The sequence below is a fragment of the Acidovorax sp. 59 genome, from assembly GCF_002754175.1.
In the GTDB taxonomy this organism is placed as follows: Bacteria; Pseudomonadota; Gammaproteobacteria; order Burkholderiales; family Burkholderiaceae_C; genus Acidovorax; species Acidovorax delafieldii.
Genome location: NZ_PEET01000001.1, coordinates 302,748 through 324,692, shown reverse-complemented (window position 1 = coordinate 324,692; position 21,945 = coordinate 302,748). Strand labels below are relative to the sequence as shown.

General features: G+C 59.8%; 19 protein-coding genes and 1 pseudogene. 7 read left to right on the top strand and 13 right to left on the bottom strand.

From position 1 onward, the window contains the following. Positions 1 to 14: 14 nt before the first annotated feature. The 12 genes from CLU87_RS01570 to CLU87_RS01510 form a co-directional block, all read right to left on the bottom strand. Positions 15 to 1,499: a M81 family metallopeptidase gene (locus CLU87_RS01570; RefSeq protein ID WP_099729270.1), complete on the bottom strand. Its 1,485-nt coding sequence runs from the start codon at positions 1,497 to 1,499 to the stop codon at positions 15 to 17. Between the two features lie 39 nt (positions 1,500 to 1,538). Next, complete coding sequence (locus tag CLU87_RS01565) at positions 1,539 to 2,240, bottom strand: ABC transporter ATP-binding protein (protein ID WP_056058922.1); 702 nt, start codon at positions 2,238 to 2,240, stop codon at positions 1,539 to 1,541. Continuing rightward, positions 2,237 to 3,013 (bottom strand): ABC transporter ATP-binding protein, encoded by a 777-nt coding sequence (locus CLU87_RS01560; protein WP_099729269.1) that lies wholly within the window; start codon positions 3,011 to 3,013, stop codon positions 2,237 to 2,239. Before CLU87_RS01560 ends, CLU87_RS01565 begins: the two co-directional genes overlap by 4 nt. Next, entirely contained in the window at positions 3,010 to 4,020 is a 1,011-nt protein-coding gene (locus tag CLU87_RS01555; RefSeq protein WP_056743892.1) for a branched-chain amino acid ABC transporter permease, read from the bottom strand. The genes CLU87_RS01560 and CLU87_RS01555 overlap by 4 nt, the downstream gene beginning before the upstream one ends. A 5-nt stretch (positions 4,021 to 4,025) precedes the next feature. Then, positions 4,026 to 4,886, bottom strand: a complete 861-nt coding sequence (locus CLU87_RS01550) for a branched-chain amino acid ABC transporter permease (protein WP_056058931.1) — start codon at positions 4,884 to 4,886, stop codon at positions 4,026 to 4,028. A gap of 118 nt (positions 4,887 to 5,004) precedes the next feature. Beyond that, entirely contained in the window at positions 5,005 to 6,210 is a 1,206-nt protein-coding gene (locus CLU87_RS01545) for an ABC transporter substrate-binding protein (RefSeq protein WP_099729268.1), read from the bottom strand. Positions 6,211 to 6,414: 204 nt separating this feature from the next. Continuing rightward, positions 6,415 to 7,173, bottom strand: coding sequence for a response regulator transcription factor (locus CLU87_RS01540; RefSeq protein ID WP_099729267.1), 759 nt, complete (start codon positions 7,171 to 7,173; stop codon positions 6,415 to 6,417). A gap of 38 nt (positions 7,174 to 7,211) precedes the next feature. Continuing rightward, positions 7,212 to 9,224 (bottom strand): ATP-binding protein, encoded by a 2,013-nt coding sequence (locus CLU87_RS01535; RefSeq protein WP_158236054.1) that lies wholly within the window; start codon positions 9,222 to 9,224, stop codon positions 7,212 to 7,214. A gap of 682 nt (positions 9,225 to 9,906) precedes the next feature. Then, complete coding sequence (locus CLU87_RS01530; protein WP_199170778.1) at positions 9,907 to 10,884, bottom strand: alpha/beta fold hydrolase; 978 nt, start codon at positions 10,882 to 10,884, stop codon at positions 9,907 to 9,909. A gap of 73 nt (positions 10,885 to 10,957) precedes the next feature. Further along, the gene (locus CLU87_RS01525; protein ID WP_099729265.1) at positions 10,958 to 11,575 is read right to left on the bottom strand and encodes a TetR/AcrR family transcriptional regulator; all 618 of its coding nucleotides are present in this window, start codon (positions 11,573 to 11,575) and stop codon (positions 10,958 to 10,960) included. A gap of 690 nt (positions 11,576 to 12,265) precedes the next feature. Continuing rightward, a complete protein-coding gene (locus CLU87_RS01515) occupies positions 12,266 to 12,790 on the bottom strand; it encodes a DUF523 domain-containing protein (protein ID WP_099731985.1) in 525 nt (174 codons plus the stop codon). Positions 12,791 to 12,963: 173 nt separating this feature from the next. Continuing rightward, positions 12,964 to 13,425 carry a MarR family winged helix-turn-helix transcriptional regulator gene (locus CLU87_RS01510; RefSeq protein ID WP_099729263.1) on the bottom strand — a complete coding sequence of 154 codons (462 nt, stop codon included), beginning with the start codon at positions 13,423 to 13,425 and terminating at the stop codon, positions 12,964 to 12,966. A gap of 48 nt (positions 13,426 to 13,473) precedes the next feature. Here CLU87_RS01510 and CLU87_RS23635 point away from each other — a divergent pair, with 48 nt between their 5' ends. From CLU87_RS23635 to fadH, 5 genes and pseudogenes are all read left to right on the top strand, one after another. Beyond that, positions 13,474 to 13,848 (top strand): cupin domain-containing protein, encoded by a 375-nt coding sequence (locus CLU87_RS23635; RefSeq protein WP_199170777.1) that lies wholly within the window; start codon positions 13,474 to 13,476, stop codon positions 13,846 to 13,848. A gap of 123 nt (positions 13,849 to 13,971) precedes the next feature. Continuing rightward, positions 13,972 to 15,330, top strand: a complete 1,359-nt coding sequence (locus tag CLU87_RS01500) for a glycosyltransferase (protein WP_143227228.1) — start codon at positions 13,972 to 13,974, stop codon at positions 15,328 to 15,330. Between the two features lie 26 nt (positions 15,331 to 15,356). Next, entirely contained in the window at positions 15,357 to 16,448 is a 1,092-nt protein-coding gene (locus tag CLU87_RS23080) for a hypothetical protein (RefSeq protein ID WP_143227227.1), read from the top strand. A 108-nt stretch (positions 16,449 to 16,556) separates the two neighbouring features. After that, positions 16,557 to 17,282: a bifunctional 2-polyprenyl-6-hydroxyphenol methylase/3-demethylubiquinol 3-O-methyltransferase UbiG gene (locus CLU87_RS01490; RefSeq protein ID WP_099729261.1), complete on the top strand. Its 726-nt coding sequence runs from the start codon at positions 16,557 to 16,559 to the stop codon at positions 17,280 to 17,282. 34 nt (positions 17,283 to 17,316) lie between these two features. Next, positions 17,317 to 17,679: pseudogene (gene fadH, locus CLU87_RS23405) on the top strand (NADPH-dependent 2,4-dienoyl-CoA reductase); the annotation flags it as partial. A 371-nt stretch (positions 17,680 to 18,050) separates the two neighbouring features. Here the strand turns inward: fadH and glmS are convergent. Next, entirely contained in the window at positions 18,051 to 19,985 is a 1,935-nt protein-coding gene (glmS, locus tag CLU87_RS01480) for a glutamine--fructose-6-phosphate transaminase (isomerizing) (protein ID WP_099729260.1), read from the bottom strand. Between the two features lie 139 nt (positions 19,986 to 20,124). On the opposite strand from glmS, the gene CLU87_RS01475 reads away from it, so the two are divergent. Both CLU87_RS01475 and CLU87_RS01470 read left to right on the top strand, forming a co-directional pair. Beyond that, positions 20,125 to 20,613, top strand: coding sequence for an Lrp/AsnC family transcriptional regulator (locus CLU87_RS01475; RefSeq protein WP_056743869.1), 489 nt, complete (start codon positions 20,125 to 20,127; stop codon positions 20,611 to 20,613). A 266-nt stretch (positions 20,614 to 20,879) separates the two neighbouring features. Continuing rightward, positions 20,880 to 21,932 carry a sensor domain-containing diguanylate cyclase gene (locus CLU87_RS01470; protein WP_099729259.1) on the top strand — a complete coding sequence of 351 codons (1,053 nt, stop codon included), beginning with the start codon at positions 20,880 to 20,882 and terminating at the stop codon, positions 21,930 to 21,932. Positions 21,933 to 21,945 lie beyond the last annotated feature (13 nt).

Here is a 21,945-nt window from a genome sequence, read left to right as displayed (position 1 = left end):
GAGATATAGCTCAGTCAGGGATATGCGAGCACGTCGCCCAGCGGGTAGACGGGCTGGCGCAGGTTTGCGAACGGGAATAGCTGGTAGTCCGAGCTGGTCACGCCGGGGCTATCGCACTCCACCAATCCAGCAGAGAGCGGCACAAAGACCGGTCGGCAGTACATGCGCGACTTGAGCAGCAGGTAGCGATATGCCGCGGGGTCCAGGCCCACACAAGAAAAAACGCCCAGATCCCACGGTTCGTGCGGCTGCTCAACCACCACGATCTGCGTGCCGCCGGCATCCAGCCAGACGGCACGCCCCATGGAGCAGCGCTGGCCGGTGTATATCGGGCCCGTCACGGTGTAGCTGCCGTCGCTGATGGCACGCACTGTGCCCTGCACCAGCACGGGCTCTTTGACAATGCCCAGCCGAGCCAGCGGCACCTTGTTGCCCAGGCGCACCGACACCTGCGCGCCCACACCGGCCGCCACGAGCTGCTCAACGGCCTCCGGATCAGACAGCGGCCCCGTGGCGATACCAGTCAGGCCATGCCGCCAGGCGGCCTGCAGCACGTCCATGGTGTCGCAGGTTCCTCCGGACATGCAGTTGTCGCTGTGATCCAGCAGCAGTACGGGCTTGCCCACCCCTTCGGCCATGCGCTGCGCCCGAACGAAGGCTTCGGCCAAGGGCTCGCTGGCATACACGTAGCCTTCACGTTCCGCCCAGATCTGGGCAGCCACGCGGTCCAGCGCAGCGGCGCACAGCGCTTCACCCTCGGCAGTGCATTCCGCCGTGGCCACTACGCTCACGCATGGTGCGGCAATGTCGGCCAAGGAGAAGCCCGCAAAGATGGTCATGGCCGGCACACCCTCCCCTTCGGCCTGCCGCGCCGAGGACACGGCGGCGGCCATAGCGCCACCCAAGGTCGTGCTGCGCAGGGTGTGACTGAGCAGCGGCAACTGTCGCCAGCGCACGGCGTACCTCGTCCCTTGCTGCAACATGTGCAACACGAGACGTGCCGCGTGCTCGCCCGTCTCGTACATGTCCACATGCGGGTAGGTCTTGAACCCCACCATCACATCGGCGTTATCGACCATCTTCTGCGTGATGTTGCCGTGCAGGTCCAGAGCTACGCCCAAAGGTACGCCAGGCGCAGCTGCCCTCACCCGGGCAAGCAGGTCTCCTTCCCCGTCCGGTGTGTTCTGCGCCACCATCGCGCCATGCAAATCGAGCAGGATGGCATCGCAACCCACCGCTGCGGCGACGATGCGGTCCGTCAACTGGCGGTAGGCGTCGGCATCTACCGGCCCGCTGGGGTTTGCCGTGGCGGAGACGGGCGTCACGCACTGCGCCCCTACCCGCTTTGCTGCATCAATGAAAGCCGCCATCGCCGTTCGCATGCCGAAGTTGGCATGGAAGGCCGCCGCGTCGTACTCGGGCGCAAACGCCTTCAAGGGCGTGGGTACCGGAGAAAAGGTATTGGTCTCGTGGTTAAGACGAGCAATCAGAAACTTCATGAAACGCCCTTCGGGATTCAATGCGGGATGGGCCAGAGCTCAGGCCAAGCCCACGCCCAGATAACGGTCTTTGACCTCTTCGTCGGCAAGAAAGCTTGCGTTGTCGGCTGTGTAGACGATGCGTCCTTGTTCCAGGATGCAATGGCGGTCGGCCAGTTGCGTGCAGACCTCCAGGTTCTGCTCCACCAGCAAGATGGCAACGCCTGCGGCCTTGATGGTCTTGAGCTGGGCCACGATTTCCTCCACGATCACCGGAGCCAGCCCCTCCACGGGCTCGTCCAACATGAGCAACTTGGGGTCGTTCATCAGCGCGCGGCCGATCGCTAGCATCTGCTGCTCGCCGCCGGAGAGCTGCCCGCCGCCGTTACGCTTGCGCTCCTTGAGCCTGGGGAAAATGCGGTACACGTCGTCCAGTTGCCAGGGTGAGCTTTTTCGCAGGCCCAGCATCAGATTCTCTTCCACCGTCAGCAGCTTGAAGATGCCCCGGTGCTCCGGTACCAGACACACCCCCTGCCGGGCGATCACATGCGAAGCCTGACCCTGCAGCGGTTTGCCGGCAAATGCCACACGGCCCTGCGTGGGAGCGACTACCCCGGCAATGCTCTTGAGTGTGGTGGTCTTGCCTGCGCCGTTGCGCCCCAGCAGGGTGACCAGTTCGCCGTTACCCACCGTGAAACACACACCCTGAAGCACATGGCTTTTGCCGTAGTGGGCATGCAGGTTGTCAACATCGAGAATCATGCTTTGCCCCCCGTGATCATGTTGCCCAAGTACGCAGTCCGCACCCTTTCGTCGCTGCGTATGTCGTGTGGCATGCCTTCGGCCAGCACACGCCCCAGCTGCATCACCGTCACGGTGTCCGAGATATCCATCACGATGTTCATGTTGTGCTCGATCAAGACCACGGTGTGTTCGTCGCGCAGGCTCTTGATCAAGCGCTTCATGTCGTCCAGGTCATCGATGCCCATGCCCGACGTGGGCTCATCCAGGAAGATGGCCTTGGGCCGTGCAGCCAGGGCCATGCCCACTTCCAGCCGGCGCTGCTGGCCATGCGAAAGGTTGCCAGCGGGGGTGTCTGCGAGGTTCTCCAGTCCCACCTTGGAAAGAACGGCGTCAACCACCTGCGACTGCGCACGCGCCCCTACCGGCTCGTGCCAAGGATTCAGGGCGCGTGCAGGCTGTACGCCTTGTGCGCCGAGGCGCAGGTTCTCACGCACGGGCAAGCTCAAGAACAGGCTGGTCACCTGGAATGAACGCGCAATGCCTCGCTGCACCCGCCGATGGTCTGGCTCATGCGTGACATCCTGTCCATCAAAAAAAATCCGGCCTCCACTGACTGCCTTGGTGCCGGTGAGCATGTGGAACAACGTGGTCTTGCCAGCACCGTTGGGGCCAATCACCGAATGCACGGTATTCGCACGCACCTGGAGACTTACACCGCCCAGCGCTGCAAACTTGCCATAGTGCTTCTCGACATCAATGGCTTCCAACAAGATCGGGGTCTTTGGGCTCATGCCTGTTCTCCTTTCGCAGGAACTGCTGCTGCCGATGGCGTCACCACCGTGTCAGCCGACTGCTTGCGATGACCTTGCAGCCGATTCCAGACCGTTTCACCCAAGCCCCACAGCCCGCGCTGCATCCAGAGGCTCACGGCCATCAATGCAATGCCCAGCAGCAAGAGCCAACGCGGCCACAGTTGAGACAGCCAGTCGGCCAGCAGCAGATAGAACGCTGATCCCAGCAGCGAGGCAAACAGGTTGCCCGTCCCGCCAATGACTGTCATCACCAGGATCATTTCACTGGTGTGGTACTCCGCGTTGGACAGCGGAGCCAGGCCGGTCATCATGGCATGCAGCGCCCCCGCGAGACCGGTGACAGCACCCGAGATCACAAACGCCTGCAGCTTGAGCAGCCTGAGGTTGTAGCCAATGGCAGCCGCACGCTCTTCGTTGTCTCGCACTGCCAGCAAGGTTCGCCCGAATGTCGAGCGTGACACCTTGAGCAGCAGCCAGAACACCACCAGAAAAATCAGCGAAACAAAACCATAGAACTGCCAAGGCGACGCCAACGTCCACAGGTCAAAGCCCAGGATGGACACATTGGGACGAGGGATATCCATCAACCCGTTGTCCCCCCCCGTCAAGCCGGTAGCCGTATAGGCAATGAAATAGAACATCTGCGCAAAGGCCAAGGTCAGCATCACAAAGTAGGTGCCACGCTGGCGAATGGCCACCCAGCCCACCACGGCCGCCCCGAGCGCTCCCATGACTGTGGCGAGCAGCAACGCAAGCGGCATGGGAACAGGCCAGCGGGTGAGTAGCAAGGCAACGGTGTAACTGCCCAGACCAAAGAAGATGCCCTGCCCGAACGAAAGCAAGCCGGTGAAGCCGAGCAGCAGATTGCAACCCATAGCCGCCAGCGCAAAGATGAGTACCTCGCTAGCCAAGGAGCCCGACTGCATCAGCAACGGCATGGCCACCACCACCACTGCTGCAAACAGAAAATGCGTGTATTTCTTCATGGGGTTCACTCCTTGCGGCCCAGCAGGCCGTGGGGACGCAGTAGCAGCACGGCGGCCATGGCAACATAGATCATCAGGCGGGCCCCTTCTGGCCATAGCGTGCTCATGACGCTTTGTACAATGCCGATCATCAATCCGCCCAGCAGTGCGCCGCTGAAACTGCCCAGCCCCCCCACGACCACCACAACAAAGGCTACCGCCAGGGCTTCAATGCCCATGAAGGGTTCTGCTCCACGAATGGGGGATGCAAGCACGCCGGCCAGTGCAGCGGTGGCTGCACCCAAACCAAATACCAGGCTGAAAATACGCAGCACATTGATGCCGAGCAGCGAGACCATCTCGGTCGACTCGCTGCCTGCTCGCACAGCGCTACCGAGTCGCGTGCCCTCAAGAACCCACCACAGCAGCACTGCCAGCACCGAAGTGAAGCCGATCACGAACAGGCGGTACTTCGGGTAGATGAAACTGCCCCACATCACCACTCCTTGCAGCGCGTCGGGAACCGCCACGCTGTCACCCAGTGGGCCCCATTGCAGGATCACCAGCTCCTGGACTGCGAGTGCCAGGCCCACCGTCACGAGGATGTGAAACTCATGGTCCGAGGCATACACGTGGCGCAGGACCAGCTTTTCCGTGGCCCAGCCAATCGCCCCCACCACCAGCGGCACCACTACCAGAGCCAACCAGAAGCTCATGCCCCATCGCGTCATCTGGTAGCAAAAATACGCTCCGATCAGGTAGAACGCCCCATGCGCGAAGTTCACGAATCGCAGCAAACCAAAAACAATGGACAGGCCCACCGCCAACAGGAAATACAGCATGCCAATGCCGATTCCATTGATGACCTGTAGAAGGTAAATGTTCATAAAGTGCTCGGCCGAACGACCACCAGCCGCATCCTGTCGGTGCCGCTGGGGTTCTCAAAAAAGGGGCGGCCACAGCGCCCGCATGGGGCTATGCCCAGCCCGGCGGACGCCGCGAGGGTCAGGCGCGCTTGCAGCCCGTCTGGTCGATGGGCAGGAACGACTTGCCCGAACTGAGCACGTCCACGTAGTCGTCCTTGTTCTTCATCTTGGACTTGGCCTTGCCCTTAAGCAGGTAGTAGTTCTTGAGCACCTGGTGGTCCGCCTTTCGCACCTCCTCCTCACCGGTCAGACCCTGGTATTTGTGGCCCTCCAGTGCGGCGATCACGGCTTTTTGCTCCACGGACCCGGCCTTGATGATTCCGTCGATCAGCAGCTTTGTGCAGATATAGGAGCCCGCCAGGCTGTAGTTGGGGTTCATCTTGAGCTTGTCATTGGTGCGTTTGACAAGATCGCGGTTGAGTTCGGAATCCACCGTGTGCCAGTACTGGGCACCAAAGTAGATACCGTCGCACAGGTCAGCGCCCAGCGATTCGAACTGCTCCAAACCAGAGGCCCAGGCCACCAGGATCGTCATATTCTTGTGCATACCAAAGCTCACGGCCTGGCGGAGCGTGTCGGCACATTGCGCGCCAAAGTTCAGCAGCAGCAGGACATCGGGCTTTGCGGCCAGAGCATTGGTGATGTAGCCGCTGAACTCCTTCTCGGTCAGCGAGTGGTAGCTGTTACCCACATGCTCGATCCCCTTTTCCTTGAAGATGTTCTTGGCCGCGGACAGCAGGCCATCGCCAAACACGTACTGCGGTGTGATGGTGTACCAGCGCTTGGCCTTAGGCATGGAATCGATCAGCGGACGCACCGTCTGCTCGATGGCGCCGAAAGTGGGTACCGACCAACGGAAGGTCGCAGCATTGCAGTCCGACCCAGTGATTTCATCGGCCCCAGCCGTGGTCACAAACAGGCCGCCAGCCTTCTCGGCCTCCTTGCCCATGGCCAGGGCCTCGCCCGAAAGGATGCCGCCCGCGAAGAATCGAGCCCCTTGCTGCTGCGCTGCTTCCTGCACCTTGCGCACGGCTGTAGCGGGCTTACCTTCCGTGTCCAGGAGTGTGTAGGCCAGCGGGCGATTGAGGGCTTTGCCATATTGCTCAATGGCCAGTCGCATCCCCATGTCGGCGAACTTTCCGTTGGCCGCAAAAGGACCGGACATCGGTACCGGACAGCCAAACTGAATGGCGCCCGGGGCCTGCGCAAAGGCGCTGCGGGTCAGGCCGATAGAGGCGGACAGCGCACTCAGTGCCGAGACTTGCAGAAGATGACGACGTTGCATGGAGGACTCCAGTGAGTAGAAGTGGGAGATCAAGAGTTGCCACCTCCATGGTGTCCAAGAAACCACCTTCCTGATCTTTCCAAATCTTTCATTTGGATTCATGCAAGCACAGGGTTAACCCAGCACGCTTTCGTTGCTGGCGCGGCCAAGCCGCGGCGCACCCCCCGTCGGGTTTAGCGCCGCTTCAACATGATCACGGGAGTGTCAATGCAGCCGTTGAGTGTCCTGCACGAGCTGTGCTGAGGCTGTAAAGGCGTAGCCGATCTGGTGCAGCGTCTTGACTGGCAGAGGTTCAGAAAACGCTTCCGCTGCCTTTTTGCGCAGCCTCGTGAGAAGCAAGTTGAGCCGTTCAGCCCCGTTTTGGGCACGAGCACCAAACAGGTGAGTGCTGAGGTCGCGCTTGGGCACGGGCTGACCATCCGCTCGCAGGAGTTGCTGCAAGAACATGAACTCGTGGGTCGTCAGTTGCAGACACTTGCCCTGCGGCGATGACAGTACCCAGTCCTTCATGGCCAGCACCCAGCACGCCGCCTTTGCGACAGGTATGGTCGCAGCAACCAGCGATCCTGCGGGGTCTATGGCTGTCCTGGGGGCAAGTCGGCTCGCCGTAGCGTCAATATTGGCGGCCAACTCCAGCAGGTTGACCGGCTTGACCAAGTAACGATCTGCCCCAGCACGCATTCCCGCCAGACGATCGTCAAGTGAATCTCGGGCGCTGAGGATGATCACCCCCACCTCGGGTCTGGACTTGAGTAGCGACGCCACGCTGAGGCCATCCTCACCGGGAAGCCCCAGGTCCAAGAGAACCACATCGACCGGCTGAACGGTGAAACCTTTGTAAAACGCCTCGGCGCTACCCGCACCCCAAACGCTATAGCCCGAGTCGAGCAAGAATTCCTCGATGCTGTGCAGTTGATCGGAGTCGTCCTCTACGATAGCAATGCTGGGCTTGGATTGGGTCATGTTGCGAATACCTCCGGCACCTGTCCGGAATGCAACATTCAGGCCACCGGTGTCACGTTCAACGGGATGTCGATCACAAAGCGAGTGCCTTGGGGTTGGACGGCCTGTAACTGGACAGCCCCACCATGCAAGTCAACGATCCGTTTTACCAAAGCCAGCCCCAGTCCGGCACCGGGTTTGCCCTCTGCCGTACGGCCGCGGCGGTACTTCTCAAACACCAGCGTTTGCTCTTCCAGCGGAATGCCAGGACCTTCGTCCTCAATGACAAAACGGCACTGGCCCTCTTGCTGGTGCACGCTAAGAGACACCGTTGCACCCACCTCGGAATACTTGAATGCGTTCGACAGCACGTTCATGAGCATCACGCGCAACAGCACGGGGTCGCCATTCAATGATGGCAACCCGGGTTCCACCGCCAGGTACAGCGGGTGCTCGGCAGACAGTTGGCCTCCGTTTTCCGTTACCCACAGGCACAACTCTCCCACGTCAACGGGTACTGGCTCTACCGCAAAGTTGTGGCTATCAATGCGGTCCTGGGTCAGGCAGTTGTCAAAGAAGTAGCTCAATCGCGCCGAGCCCCGCAGGATGCGTTGCGCCAATGCCAGCTGCGCAGGCACATCCTTGGAGCGCAGCGCAAGCAACTGCCCGGCGGTGTTGATCACCGCCAGTGGAGAACGTACCTCATGGGACAGCATGGCGATGAAATGGCGCTGGTCGGTCAGCGTCTGCTCAATCGAGGCCACAGCACTCTCCAACTCCTGGGTGCGTTGCGCGACCATTTGCTCCAGATCTTCGGCATGCTCCTTCAAATGCCCTGCCATGTAGCCCATGGAATCCGCCAGAGATCGTAACTCGCGAATAGGGCTGGATTTAGGCGCCTGGGCATTCCAGTCGGACTGGGTCAGTCTGACTGCCCAGTCACTGAGTACCTGCAAGGGTCTCACCAACCGGCTGGCTACGAACACCGAAAACAGCACTGAAGCCAGCAAGACGGCCAGCGTGGTGTAGATCGTGTTGCGTAGCACTCCCCGCAACGGCGTGTTGAAGCGGCTCTCAGGCAGGATGATCGCCATCGTCAGCACAGGACCGCGATCCAGCGCATGCGTCCACCAACGCGCCAGGTGGCGCACACCGTCCACATCCATGAATCGGTTTCCCTCGCGTTGACCGCTCTGCAGGATGTGCTGCCCCAACGCACGCATCACGGGGTCGTGGCTTTGGTCGATGCGCACACGCTGCCCATCCACCAAAGCCGATACACCTGCAGACGGATGGTGCGAGGACATTGCAAGCAGTTCTCCCGAGTCCTCGGCCAGAAACGCCCTGCCCCCGGACTCGGAGGCCAGCGCGGCCAGAAATTCGTTGAGCTGGGACAGCGCCACATCGGCGGTGACCACCCCGATCAAACTGCCATCGCGTGAGCGGACGGGAGCTGAAATCCCCATACCAATTGCGGCATATGCGCCTTGCGCATCGTTGATCATGTAGCGATAAGGCGCGTACCACGCGACCCCATCATTGGCAATCGCTGACTGGTACCACGGACGGGTACGTGCATCAAAGCCCACCTCGCTGCGGGAAATCAGCGTTGGCTCGCGACTCACGGCGTCGATACGCAAAACCTCCATGGCCCGGCCATCACTGATCCGTGCGCGCAGCATGCGCAAAGCGCGGTCCTCCCCCAAAGGGGGACGGCTGCCGGCGTAGTACTGACCATCAGGCATGCCCATGGATATGAAGGTCAGTTGGGGTTGCTGGTCGATCTGCAGCATGAACTGGCGCATCAACACGTCAGGTTGCTGAACCATCAGATATCCGGCGCGCACTTGCTCGACATTGAAAGCGACTACGCGCTGCGGCACATCAAAGAAGGAGACCACCTTTTCGCGGACTCTGCCCGAGACCTCGTCAGCCAATTGCAGCGCGAACTCTTCCATGGCACCCGTAGCAGAGCGATAAAACAAACTGCTGCTGGCAAGCACCAGGGGCAGCAAAACCGCCAATAGTGCGAGTGTCAGAAAAGTGCGCAGGGCAAGACGGCGAGTGAACATTGGGAGATCGAGGGTGTACAGGCGATGCATCGCAGAGACACGCCTGTGCGCGCGGTTCGGCGCGTTGCCTCGGATTCAATCACATGTACTCAACGCGGGGCCTTGAGCCTTTGCTTGTCGCCCCCATGCGACTCAACCTTACGGTGCGCCTACGCGCAGTGTCTTCGGATGCCAAGCTCAGTTCACGTACTGTAGAACCTGCCGTAGTCGTCTTCAGTCACTTGCCTGGCCGAGAACGGCAATTGCTCAGACATTTAGATAGACCACATGGGGTCTGTTTCTTCCCTCTGTCAGTGCAGCAGTGACTCTGCCTACTGCTATCAGGAATGCCAGTTACGCAGCGGTTGCCGACACTAGAAACTAGTGCTCATCTGACTGCTAATAGGCAATAAGAAGTCATCCGGGCTACTGAGGCCTTGTTCGGAAGCTGTGTACAGGCCGTCCTCGGCGATATGGAGTACTGAATGCTGGTGCAGTGGGGCCGCGCCCGTTGCCAAAGCAGTCTTCCCTTCAATCTTTCTGAATAGCTGTTTCGTGAACAATTTTGTGTTGTTCCCCTCGGGGAAATCTAATAAAAATCTCTGAATAAACCGACCGTCATAGATGAACTAAGGTAACTGCGTCGAACGCGAATCACTCCGCGGGGCGCGGAGGCTAGGCGCCAGACGATGTAGCCTTCAACTCAATCGGCGTCGTGAACGTTGATGAACCGCAATAATGCGTCAACAAAACCTCGGGGATCTTCGTCAGGCCACATGTGATTGCGACCAGGGATCACTAAGTGCTCGGCACCCCCGATGCAGCTTTGGGCCGCTTTGCTGACGATGCTGTACATAGGTCGGCTATTGGCACCGTGTGCAACCAGAGTGGGCACTTCTAAGCTGGCCAACTGCGCACAGCTGATATGAGGAGGCGGCTCCTGCCGGAAGAGAAGTTCCGGGATAGTCCTGGCATTGTCTATTTGCAAAGCCTTGACAGCGGAAGGCTGCGAATCGAAATACCCACTCATTTGTCCTGAAGCGTCCACTAGTAGCTTAAGGGCGTTTTCTACATCTCCGCTTCCCGCAGCCAAAAAGGCAGGACCGAAGGCTGCCATAGCATCCTCTTGCGCTGCGCTTTGCTGTGCCTGATCTGAAACATATGTCGCGAAGCCGGGCTCATAGACAAACAAGCTGCGAAAAAGATCGGGCCGTCGCAGCGCAGCATCGAACGCTATGTGTGCAGCATAGGACCACGCAACCAGATGCACCGGAGCCGCAACAGCCTCAATAAAATCGATGAGATCGCGGGAGTGCGTGTTAACACCGTAGGGTGGCCAGTCTGCACTCCAAGCACCCCGTCCGTGATATCGCTGGGAATAGGCTATCGTTCGGTACTGGTCCCCGATGATCTCCCTGTGAGGCTCCCACACCCGAAGATCGGTGAGGCCACCGTGAAGGAAGAGGATCACGGATCCTTCGACCTTGTTATCGCAATACTCAAGCTTCGCTTCCCGCACTTCCACGGAAAGAACTGGGGAGGTTTCTGTGAGTTGGTCGTAAGCGGTCCTAGGTGGGGTAATCATCGATCTTCTTTCAAAATGGTAGTGGTGACGGTGTAAGTAGTTGCGGGAGCCGCTAACAATGTTGATTTCGACTTCAACTGCAGACGAAACTCCCATCAACTTTCGCCGAATAAAGAACTCACAGGAGACAAATGGGCGGCAGGGAATTCAGGACAGAATTCCGCTGGTGCTACTGACCGCCCGCAGGTCCTCGCGTCAATAGCGCTTGCAAACCAGCCAGCTGGTACAGAGAGAACGCCCTGAATGCCTGCTCGATTTCTTCTCGCCCACAAGCATCTCGAAGGATGGCGACGATCACGTCCACAGTGCCAGCAAAAACATGGTTCAACACTAGGGATGGCACGTCGCCCACACCGTTCTTAACGGCTAACTCCTGAGATGCCTTCGAGAAGGAATCGATGACACTCGCTCGCACCGAGCCAAGTGGGGATACGCCATGATCACCCAGGGCGATCAATACGAAATCTTTCTCACACACTAAGAAATCCAGGAGAGCTTTCGCTTCTCCGCTTTTCTGCACCAGCTCGGACTCCCAATCAGATGAAGCTGCAAACGTATCGAGCCTAGCTTTGAGCAGAGTGCGCAATCGAGTTGCCTTCCGTGCCGGTGCAACCTCCGCAAACAAGGTTTCTTTGTCGGCGAAATACCGGTAGATGTTTCCCGCGGATATACCCGCTGCGAGGGCCACATCCGCAAGTCGCGTCTGTTCATAGCCGTGCGTCGAAAAGGAAGCGATCGCAGCCTCGCAGATCCGGTCAAAGACGTCCTGTTTCAGTTGCTGGGCCACGGCTCTCTTTCTCGTTCAAGACTATTGATCGAAGCGCGAATTATAAGTGAATATATAATTCATTTATCGAAGAGTCAAGGAGTCCTGCGCAAGAGGTCGCCTAATCCAAGTCTGGGTAAGGAATCGCTATTTGCGTGGCAAAAGCAAAGCTCAGTCGGAGACTCGGCTCGTTGTTTATCGGTGCTAATCGCGGTGCTGGCACCTTTAGTGGCACCACGAAGTGGAGTAGGACGAATTCGGGCTGCACGTCAAGCGCGCCTGGATCGGCGCGATAGGGCCGTACGCGCTAGTGCAGCTCCTACCGCGTCTGCAGCGCTCTGAGAGGTAAGCGTACGAAAGACTTCTCATCAACCGGGTAAGCTGACACCTCGGCTTTGAGAAGCTTGGTGCCGATCCATGCGGTAGTTCGTCAGGTCGAAGCCTACCCAATAGCTCGCCAGTTGGCCGAGACCGTTGGGACATTGGACCCGTACTCGCTCGCGCAGGCGCTGAATAGGGCGGTGGCGATGTACTGCAAGCTTCGCTACTCTTCTATGGAAATGAGACGAGAAGCTGAAAGAGTAGCCGCAGATTTCTTGGATGAAGTCGAAGGTTATCTGACTGGGGCTTAGTGGACCACTTCCGAGGTTTGGATGTATCGCGAGAGGCAACTCGGGTATCGTCCGAGCAGAGTGCTCTGAGTGCCTTTCGCTATTCACCAGGGCTGATGTGCATAGCCCGCCCAGCATCAAGCGCCCGCAAATATTCAGACGCCTCCTCCAGCTGTTCTTCGCTGAATACACGAATACCCGCGTTCTCAAGGATGGCCGCCGTGACTCCCCTGCGAGGCACCCGCGTCCCACTGAATGTGCCGTCATAGGTATGCCGGGTACCACATGATGGACTGCCCTCCTTCAGGACCGCCATGCGAACATTTTTGACTCTTGCCTGGTGCAGTGCATACCGCGCCCCAGCAGTGAACGCTGCAGTGATATCGGCTGTCTTCGAATCAATGACCCTTGCAAGTCCAGCAAGTACAGCGTCGCCTCCTGAGCCAGCAGTGATTTCGGCAGGGTTACGCGGAATAGTCAGTCCGCCGGCCAACTCAGGACATACAGAGACGACTCTCCCTTCCTTCACCCAAAGCTCCAGCAGGTTGCTGCTCGGCCGCTTATGTGTGCCGTCATAGCGGACAGGACTGCCGAGCAAGCACGAGCTGACGAGAACGAGTTCCATAATCTTCCTGTTCACCTGGTTTGAGGGCTGGCCCCTCACGCGGACGCTTGTCCGATTTCCCCATCAATAATCCGAACGCGGACTTGGAATGCGCTGCGCCACTTGCGCACGACGTACAAAGATGATCGGGCCGCAATCTATTGACAGCTATGGGGTGGCTGTCTACTTAGCAACTACGCTGGGCGCGGCTGCCTTCCGCTCTGTTTGGAATGGGCGTCCACAACGGCCTCCAGAACTACGCGCGTAGCCGCTACCTGCTTCGCTCCAAGCCTCTGCGCCAACGCCTCTTCGTAACGTTGATGGAAAGACCGGGCTTGGCTCAAGGCGGCAAGACCCCTTTCCGTGAGTTCCAAGCGCTTGATGCGTTTGTCGCCCTCGACTGCGCTTCGGAAGACATAGCCCTTGGCCACCATGTCGTCCACAACCTTCAGCGCCCCGGGAGAACTCATGCCCAGCTGCGAAGCCAGCTCGCTCAGGTTGCACGGTGCCTCCGCCAGGAGACGGAAGACGTAGCCAAATGAGGAGCCGATGTCGTCAAAACCGGCTGCAGCGAGATCGGCATCCAAGGCGTCCTTGAATGCGCCGAAGGCCACGTTTAGAAGTACCCCGAAGTCGAGGTGTTCAGTACTTGACATGTTTAACCATGGTTAATAAACTAAGGTTAATTATACAAAGGAACCCTCATGCCATTGCTACTCCGTGCTGAATCCCCGACCTTCGATCTCCCAGGAATCTGCTTTACGACTTTGTCATCACCGAGCCGTGGCGCACGGGAGAACTCCGTCTGGGAGGTGACTGTCGCGCCAGGGGTCACCGGCTCACCCCATCGAGTAACCCGTGAGGAGACTTTTGTGGCGCTGCAAGGCGCGGCGGTCATTGAACTTGACGGTCTACGTTGCGAACTGGTCGCTGGAAACGCTCTCGTTGTTGAAGCGGGACAAACGCTCTCCCTGTCTAACTCGGGGACACAAGCGTTTCGCGCATTAGCCATTCTTCCTGTGGGAGGACAGGCTGTTGTTGAGCACAAGCCTCCATTCACACCGCCATGGGCCGCTTAATCACACAGCCTCAGTGCGGAAACTGCACGCCGACTGGCCGGTGGCAGCGGCTGCTTCCGTCACCTGTGTTCGGCACCACTTGTTCCTGTTCGCGGGGAATGCCCTGTCTTCGTCGTCTTCACCATGTCCTCCATACTCATTTGTACGGTCCCGATCCACGGCCACGTAACGCCGCTACTTGCGGTTGCGCGCTACTTTGTCGAACAAGGTCACAGCGTGCGGTTCCTCACCGGAAGTCGCTTTGCTACAACAGTCCGTGAGACCGGCGCTAGGCACATTCCACTACCTGGTTCGGCTGATTTCGATGACCGCATCGATCTCAACGACCGTTTTCCAGGAAGAGCAGCTCTTTCAGGTGTCGACGCCATCGCTTTTGATGTACTGGAGTTGTTCACACGCCCGGCTATGGCGCAATACAACGCTGTCGTATCTGCACATGCATCCGAGCCGATAGATGCCATGCTGGCGGACCCTGCTTTTGCTGGCGCTTCTTTGGTGCTGGGTAAATCCCGAGACGCGCGTCCGGCCGTGGTGATGTGCGGGGTGCTGCCCCTCTCCCTTGCCAGCTGCGATACAGCCCCATTTGGCATGGGCGTGCCGCCGATGCCTGGCTCGATCGGGAGGCTGCGAAACAAGCTACTTTCAGCGCTCGCCGCAAGAGTTCTGGCCCCAGCACAACGCCACGCCGACGACATGCACCGGCAGGTTTTTGGCATGCCGATGCCGGGGCCCATTCTCGATTGGGCGCGTCGGGCTGAAGGCATCACTCAATTTACAGTGCCCGAATTCGAGTACCCGCGCTCGGATGCGCCGTCAACGCTTCACTTTGTGGGGCCGATCTCGGCCTCGGGCTCGTCAGCACCCCGGCCTGCTTGGTGGCGTGATCTGGATGGCACACGGCCGGTAGTTCATGTGACGCAAGGGACGATTGCCAACAAGGATTTCAACCAGCTGATTGGTCCAACCCTCCAGGCCTTGGCCAATGAAGACGTCATCGTCGTTGTGGCTACAGGAGGACGACCGTTGACCAGTCTTCCTCCGCTTCCCTGCAATGCGCGCGCGGCTGAGTTCTTGAACTATGACGAACTACTGCCTAAGACCGACGTCTTTGTGACAAATGCTGGATATGGTGGCGTGCAGTACGCGTTGCGCTACGGCGTCCCCATCGTCGCCAGCGGAGGCCTGGAGGACAAGCCCGAGGTGGGCGCGCGCATTGCATGGTCCGGGGTAGGGCGCCGTCTGCGTCGGGTATCGCCTCGTCCTTCCGAAGTTCGAGATGCCGTTCGTGAGATTCTGCAAGACGACCGCTACCGCCGGGCCGCCGCAGCCATGGCTGAGCGAATGGCGTGCAGCGGAGGTCTTGGTGCTTTAGGTTCAATTGTTGGGTCGGTAACTAGCCAAGCTGCCAGGTCAGGACTGAAGGACTACAAGACTGGCTTTGCAATCCACCCGATCCAAGCTCAGGTCGAGAACGCAGCATGATTTTCACGCCACCCTTAATCGCTCGTGTGAAGCTCCTCACCGCCGCTTCTCTGGCTTTACTGCTCGCCAGCCACAGTGCGCACGCGCAGATCGATTGCTGGATCGATGCTGAGCATCCCAAGACTGCAGATCTGAAGATGGTGAACGACCCCTCGGTCGCGCCGCTGCGGCAAACACTGCGAGAGTTGAACAAACTCCTTCACGCCCGCCCTGAACTTCATGCGCTGCCTCGCACAAGGCTTCGCAGCAGCTGGCAGATCGGCGGCCAATGGACGGCTCCAGCAAGACCTGCGTACTTTCTCTTGCGGGATCACCGAGAGTCTGTGTGGGTGAAGGGCCGCTGCGATGTCGTTGCAGGTGCGGATCGAATTGGCCCCTTGTTGTCAGTAGTGGCCAGCGTCAACGCGCCTCACGCATTTTTTGAGTCAGAAGTACCGGAGCTGAAGGACGACAGGCTCGTAGCATGGCGCGCGTTGCCGGTCACTGGCACACTGCGCGGGCGTCCCATATTCGGTGGGCATATGCTTGTCTTCACGAGCAATGGAAAGTTGCCGTGGGTTCCGGTCACTACGGCGGAGTACCTTGACTTTACTGAGCGCGATCTGCAGCGCAAGTTGGAGGATGTACGCAAGGATGAGGAATCGGCACCATCTGGTGAGCAAGATCGGATGTTGGATCGCATCGCCGAGGGACTGCGCCGCACAGATCCCGCAAACGCCGATCGACTCATCGCAGAGATTCGTGTGCAGCACGCACGTGCCAATGCAGGCGTCGCAGCGTCCGAGGCGCGCCGGAGGAACCAGCTTGGTATTGACAATTCACCCGTAGAAACGATGTTGCGTCGAGTACGTACATGGCGAGCTGGCCTAACGGGTGATCAACTGAAAGCGCAGGCACGTCTGGGTTTCAACGGACTGCATCCCGCGGACGTACCGCCGGACCGCTTTCCCCTACTTGCGAAACCGGATCCCTCCTTCCCCTGGGACCGAGCAAATCCAGCAAGAGCACAGATGATCAAACTCGAAGTCCGAGGCGGAGATCGTTTCGAGCAACCCATGCAACGTGTCATGGAAGGCCTGGACCTTGACGCTATCGATGCGCTGGTCGTCGCTAGATGAGATGTATCGATCAGGGACAAATGCAGCGAACCGGGATAACTCTCAAGCCCAAAGAAGCGGCGCTGATCGCATCCCGCCTACATCCCACAAATTCCATTTCACTCTCGCATGACGACTAACGATCACTACGAGCAACACCTGGCGCCCGTCTACCTGTGGATGGAGGGCGGAGCCCAAGCCGCATTGCAAAGAGGAGCCTCCGAAATTCAGACCTTGGGTCTACCGATAGGACTGGGCTCCAAGGTGGTTGACCTGGGCGCTGGATTCGGGATGCATGCTATTCCGATCGCGCGTACGGGTGCATCCGTCTTGGCAATCGATGCGTCTGCGCTTTTGTTGCGAACGCTCGAAGAACTCAGCGAAGGAGTACCTATCCGTAAGGTTTGCGAAGACCTTCTCACATTTCCTAAACACCTGACGGAACGTCCTGACCTGATTCTCTGCATGGGTGACACCATCACCCACCTACCCAATACGGGTGCTGTTTTGTCACTCATCGAAAATGCCGCAACGACTTTGGCCTGCGGTGGCACCTTTGTGATCTCACTACGTGATTACTCCACACCTCTCTTTGGCAGCCATCGATTTATCCCTGTGCGAAGCGACAACGAGCGACTGCTCACATGCTTCTTGGAATATGAGGCAACAAGCGTACTGGTGCATGACATTGTCCAAGAGCGAACTGCTCATGGGTGGACAACGCGGGTCAGTCACTACCGGAAGCTGCGTTTATCCATCGGCCATCTGATCACACAGCTGGAGACAAGTGGGTTTGTTGTAGCAAGAGAGGTGGGACTTCGAGGCATGGTGCGACTTATCGCTATCAGGCGCTGAATCTACTTGGAATCATCAATTCCCAAATGACGCGCTGATGAGGTCGATCGGATACCTGATCAACGAGTTCATCGCCGCACGTAGCAATCAGTGCGGCGACGTCTAGGGCGGCAGCTATGCCAAGCACATGCGCATTTCCGTAAAGATCCTATGCCGAGCTCACAAGCGCGTTGGACCGAACCTCATCATCTAGCGACTGTCAATGCTCTAGCTCGTGGAGGGCCGCTCCACGCCGGCAGAAGTGCTACAGCTCGCCCAGGCCATCGAGGCGGCGGGAGCCAGCATCCTCAATACAGGCATCGTTTGGCATGAGGCCCGCTTTCCCACCAGTGCCACCAAGGTGCCGCTCGTGGCCTATGCCTGGGAGACCAAACAGGTGATGGGGCACGCGGGCATGCACTCATCGCCTCTAGCGCCCGCTGTAGAGTGATGCGGTCGTTCGTGGACGGACGTGTGAATGACGGCTACCAGCCTCTTGCAGTCTTTGGACATCTAGTGCCTGCTTAGATTGCAAGACTTCTCGCAAAACACAAAAAAAGGAGCGCTCATCTTGAGTGCTCTTTTTTGTATAGCAACAAATCCAATACAGGCCTAGTCCACGTTCACATGTATAGGTCCTCTTTACCCGTTGAATTCGAGTTTACGACTTTACAGTTATAAATGACCGCTCCGCAAACCCGCATGAATGCTAGAGGCCTGTTTACGACTCTATTTGCGAGTTTACGACTTTAATTACCCGGATTAATTAAAAGCGGTCCGTTCGACAAGTCACTCCACCGTGACGCTCTTGGCCAAATTTCTGGGCTTATCCACATCCGTCCCCCGCGCACAGGCCGTGTGGTACGCCAGCAGCTGTAGCGGCACCACATGCAGTAGCGGGCTCAAGGGGCCGTAGTGCTCGGGCATGCGGATGACGTGGATACCCTCGCTGCTCTCGATGCGGGTGTCGGCGTCAGCCAGCACGTACAGCATACCTGCGCGCGCACGGACTTCCTGCATGTTGCTCTTGAGCTTTTCGAGCAGGGTGTCGTTGGGTGCTACGGTGACCACGGGCATGGCGCTGGTCACCAGGGCCAGGGGGCCGTGCTTGAGTTCGCCGGCCGGGTAGGCCTCGGCGTGGATGTAGCTAATTTCCTTGAGCTTCAGGGCACCTTCGAGGGCGATGGGGTAATGCAGCCCCCGGCCCAAAAAGAGCGCGTTTTCCATGCGCGCAAAGTCTTCTGCCCAGCTGATGATTTGTGGCTCCAACGCCAGCACGGCCTGCAAGGCCACAGGCAGGTGGCGCATGGCTTTGAGGTGCGCAGCTTCCTGCTCGTCATTCAAACGCCCCTTGGATTGGGCCAGCGCCAGCGTCAGCAAGAACAGGCCTGCCAGCTGGGTGGTGAAGGCCTTGGTGCTGGCCACGCCGATCTCGACCCCGGCGCGCGTGATGTAGGCCAGCTTGCATTCGCGCACCATGGCGCTGGTGGCGACGTTGCAGATGGTGAGCGTGTGCTGCATGCCCAACGACTGCGCGTGGCGCAGGGCGGCCAGCGTGTCGGCGGTTTCGCCGCTTTGGCTGATGGTGACAACGAGGGTGCGCGGGTTGGGCACGCTGGTGCGGTAGCGGTATTCACTGGCCACTTCCACTTGCGTGGGGATGCCAGCAATGTCTTCCAGCCAGTATTTGGCGGTGCAGCCGCTGTAGTAGCTCGTACCGCAGGCCAGGATCAACACGTTGTCGATCTCCTTGAACACACGCCAGGCTGCCGCGCCGGGCTCGCCATGCTGGCCTGCGCCGTCGAACAACTCGGGCACGATGCCGGCCAGGCCTTCCAGCGTGTCGGCAATCGCGCGTGGCTGCTCGAAGATTTCCTTTTGCATGTAGTGGCGGTAAGGCCCCAGCTCGGCCGCGCCACTGTGGGCGAGCACGGTGCGCACGGGGCGCTGCCCGGTGGTCAGCGCGTTGCCGTCCTTACCGACGATCCAGTAGCGGCCCAGCTGCAGGTCCACCAGGTCGCCTTCTTCCAGGTAGATGATCTGGTCGGTCACGCCCGCCAGGGCCATGGCGTCGCTGGCCAGAAAGTGCTCGCGCGACGCAGATGCGCCAGCGGTGGCGTCTTTGCCCACCCCCAGGATCAATGGGGACCCGGCGCGTGCCCCCACCACGCGATGGGGTTCGTCCTTGTGCATGACGGCGATGGCGTAGGCGCCGTGCAGTTCGGCCACGGTGGCCTGCACGGCTTCGAACAGGTCGCCGCTGTAATGGCTGTCCACCAGATGGGCGATGACCTCCGTGTCGGTCTGGCTCGCAAACACATAGCCGCGTGCCTGCAGTGCCTTGCGCAGTTCTTCGTGGTTTTCAATGATGCCGTTGTGCACCAGCGCCACGCGACCTGCGCCTTGAACCTGCGCGTCTGCGCCCGTGCCGTGGCTGAAATGCGGATGGGCGTTGTGCACGGCGGGCGCGCCGTGCGTGGCCCAGCGGGTGTGGGCGATGCCAGTGGCGCCGTCGATGTGCTCGGTGCTCACTTGCTCCAGCAGCTCGGCCACGCGGGCGGTGCTGCGGGCGCGCTGCAGGCCGGCAGGGCGCGTGGCGTCGAGACTGGACGCATGCACGGCCACGCCGCAGGAGTCATAGCCTCGGTATTCAAGCCGCTGCAGGCCCTGCACGAGGATGGGAACGATGTTGCGCGTGGAGACTGCGCCGACGATGCCGCACATGATGGTTGCCCTTGGGTTGGATTCGATGGGGCGATCGTAGGCAGCAAAGAGAAAAATTATTCATTGATATTTGCACAAAAATGAACTTAAATTTCACAAATTCATACCGGTGAAATTTTCATTCATTTTTTATCAATTAATGGAATCCATATCTCTCGATGCGATCGATCTCCAGCTGCTCAACCTGCTGCAAACCGATGCCGCACAAAGCAACCAGGCCCTGGCCGAACAGGTGCACGTGTCCCCGCCCACCTGCCTGCGCCGGGTCAAGCGGCTGCATGATGTGGGGCTGATCGAGCGGCAGGTGGCCATCCTGCAGCCCGACCGACTGGCAACGCTGCAGGGCCATGGGCTGGGGTGCATCGTGGAGGTGTCGCTGGACCGCCAGGGCGCAGAACAACTCGACGCGTTCGAAGCCCGCGCCGTGCAGGAGGCCGCGGTGCAGCAGTGCTGGCGCGTGTCGCCGGGGCCCGACTTTGTGCTGGTGGTGCACACGCGGGACATGCCGGGCTACCTGGCGCTGTCGCAGCGGCTGTTCACCGGCGACGCCAATGTGCGCAATGTGAAGGCGTTCTTTGCGACCCGTCGTGCCAAATTTGAAACAAAAGTGCCAGTAGCGCTAGTGTGATATGCCTTATTTGCTATCAATTTATTAGCAAATCACTCCAAATCCTCGCCGACGCCCTCTCACCACTGAGCCCCACAAACCACCCCGACAGTCCCGGCAACAAGGCCCCACCACCATCAACGTCATCCAGGCGACGGATGGGGCATGGTCCACGGTCATTTCTTGCTGGTATCGCCTGACCGGGCGTTGTAAGCTCCCCCGCACTTTCTACCTACCTGGCCGGTGAATGCCCGCGTGGCAGCGCCGCCCTTTCCCCCGCATACCCCATGCCGACGCCCCGCCGCCAGATGCCACGCCGCATCTACCCCTTGCGCATCCTGGGCATGGGGCTGGGCGGCATGGTGGTGGCGACGGTGCTGTGGGAGCGCCAGGCATCCCCCCTGGCCTGGACGGCGCTGTTGCTGGCCACGCTGGTGTGGCCGCATGTGGCCTACCTGCTCACCCGCCGCGCCACCGACCCCTATGCCGCCGAGGTGCGCAACCTGCTCATCGACTCGGCGCTGGTCGCTGCGCTGGTGCCGCTGATGCACTTCAACCTGCTGCCCAGCGTGATGTTGCTCACCCTCACCATGGTGGACAAGATCACGACCGGCATCCGGGGGCTGTGGGCGCGCGCCCTGTGGGTGATGCTGGCGGCCGGCGCCGCCAGCACAGTGGTCATGGGCCTGCACTGGGCGCCCGAGACCTCCATGAGCGTGATGGTGGCCTGCCTGCCGGTGATGTCGCTGCACACGCTGTCGGTCAGCGTGGTCAGCTACCAGCTCATCCGGCAGTCTGCGCGCCAGAACCAGATGCTGGACGAGCTGCGCCGTGTGGACGCGCTGACCGGCCTGTTCGGGCGCGGCCACTGGCAAGAGCAGGCAGAGGCCGCACTGCGCCGCCACCACACCACCGACGAGCCCGCCTGCATGCTGATGCTGGACATCGACCATTTCAAGGAGATCAACGACGCCTACGGCCACACCGTGGGCGACGAGGTGATCCGCGCGCTGGCCCATGTGGTGCGGGGCAACGTGCGCGCAGGCGACTGCGCGGGGCGCTACGGCGGGGACGAGTTCGCCATCGTGCTGCCCGGCATGCAGGCCCGGGACGCCCTGGCCATTGCCCAGCGCATCCGCGAGCAGACCGAAGGCGTGCGCCTGCGCAGCCTGCCCGAATTGCGCATCACCAGCAGCATCGGCGTGGCCCCGGCCGACCACCGCCACAGCAGCCTGCGTGCGTGGATCGACGCGGCGGATGCGGCGCTGTACGTCGCCAAGAACGGCGGACGCAATCAGGTGGCGGGGTGCATGGAACCGGCGCTGGTGCCGGCGGTGTAGCCACCAGCACTGC

Coding starts and splice junctions, on each gene's coding strand:
- CLU87_RS01570 (WP_099729270.1), bottom strand. CDS start 1,499: ATGAAGTTTCTGATTGCTCGTCTTAACCACGAGACCAATACCTTTTCT.
- CLU87_RS01565 (WP_056058922.1), bottom strand. CDS start 2,240: ATGATTCTCGATGTTGACAACCTGCATGCCCACTACGGCAAAAGCCAT.
- CLU87_RS01560 (WP_099729269.1), bottom strand. CDS start 3,013: ATGAGCCCAAAGACCCCGATCTTGTTGGAAGCCATTGATGTCGAGAAG.
- CLU87_RS01555 (WP_056743892.1), bottom strand. CDS start 4,020: ATGAAGAAATACACGCATTTTCTGTTTGCAGCAGTGGTGGTGGTGGCC.
- CLU87_RS01550 (WP_056058931.1), bottom strand. CDS start 4,886: ATGAACATTTACCTTCTACAGGTCATCAATGGAATCGGCATTGGCATG.
- CLU87_RS01545 (WP_099729268.1), bottom strand. CDS start 6,210: ATGCAACGTCGTCATCTTCTGCAAGTCTCGGCACTGAGTGCGCTGTCC.
- CLU87_RS01540 (WP_099729267.1), bottom strand. CDS start 7,173: ATGACCCAATCCAAGCCCAGCATTGCTATCGTAGAGGACGACTCCGAT.
- CLU87_RS01535 (WP_158236054.1), bottom strand. CDS start 9,224: ATGTTCACTCGCCGTCTTGCCCTGCGCACTTTTCTGACACTCGCACTA.
- CLU87_RS01530 (WP_199170778.1), bottom strand. CDS start 10,884: ATGGGAGTTTCGTCTGCAGTTGAAGTCGAAATCAACATTGTTAGCGGC.
- CLU87_RS01515 (WP_099731985.1), bottom strand. CDS start 12,790: ATGGAACTCGTTCTCGTCAGCTCGTGCTTGCTCGGCAGTCCTGTCCGC.
- CLU87_RS01510 (WP_099729263.1), bottom strand. CDS start 13,425: ATGTCAAGTACTGAACACCTCGACTTCGGGGTACTTCTAAACGTGGCC.
- CLU87_RS23635 (WP_199170777.1), top strand. CDS start 13,474: ATGCCATTGCTACTCCGTGCTGAATCCCCGACCTTCGATCTCCCAGGA.
- CLU87_RS01500 (WP_143227228.1), top strand. CDS start 13,972: ATGTCCTCCATACTCATTTGTACGGTCCCGATCCACGGCCACGTAACG.
- CLU87_RS01490 (WP_099729261.1), top strand. CDS start 16,557: ATGACGACTAACGATCACTACGAGCAACACCTGGCGCCCGTCTACCTG.
- glmS (WP_099729260.1), bottom strand. CDS start 19,985: ATGTGCGGCATCGTCGGCGCAGTCTCCACGCGCAACATCGTTCCCATC.
- CLU87_RS01475 (WP_056743869.1), top strand. CDS start 20,125: ATGGAATCCATATCTCTCGATGCGATCGATCTCCAGCTGCTCAACCTG.
- CLU87_RS01470 (WP_099729259.1), top strand. CDS start 20,880: ATGCCGACGCCCCGCCGCCAGATGCCACGCCGCATCTACCCCTTGCGC.